Source organism: Paenibacillus sp. 1-18, assembly GCF_000520755.1.
GTDB lineage: Bacteria > Bacillota > Bacilli > Paenibacillales > Paenibacillaceae > Paenibacillus > Paenibacillus brasilensis.
In genome coordinates this window covers 1-330 of record NZ_ASSB01000394.1, presented here as the reverse complement: position 1 = coordinate 330, position 330 = coordinate 1, and the positions used below count along the sequence as shown (strand labels likewise).

Below are 330 nucleotides of genomic sequence, written 5' to 3'. Positions count from 1 at the left end.
AGGCGGACGGTTTAAGTTTGTTATTCACGACACATTCGATCTGCACGATGTTAAGGACTTTGGGCGAGGCACTTGTCTTGAAGCACTTAACAAGATCATTCAGATGTATGAGTGCGAGGTTGAACCAGACAATTTCACTATTAACCTTAGAAAAAAGATCGGAACCGACAGCGGATTACAGTACCGGCTTAAAAAGAATATCGTATCCAGCAGCTCTAAAGATAAGGGTGAATCTTTGGTCACACGCATGTTTGCACAGATGAAGGATGGACGTACTTTTATCGGAATGGATGCGTCCAAACTGACGGACGAGGAGCGGAGCTTGCTTTC

The 330-nt window shown here is 44.5% G+C and carries 1 protein-coding gene; it reads left to right on the top strand.

Annotated elements, in window-relative coordinates; all coding sequences use genetic code 11:
* Positions 1-330 (top strand): phage tail protein (locus L693_RS28585; RefSeq protein WP_197030078.1); only part of this gene is annotated, 330 nt, incomplete at both ends.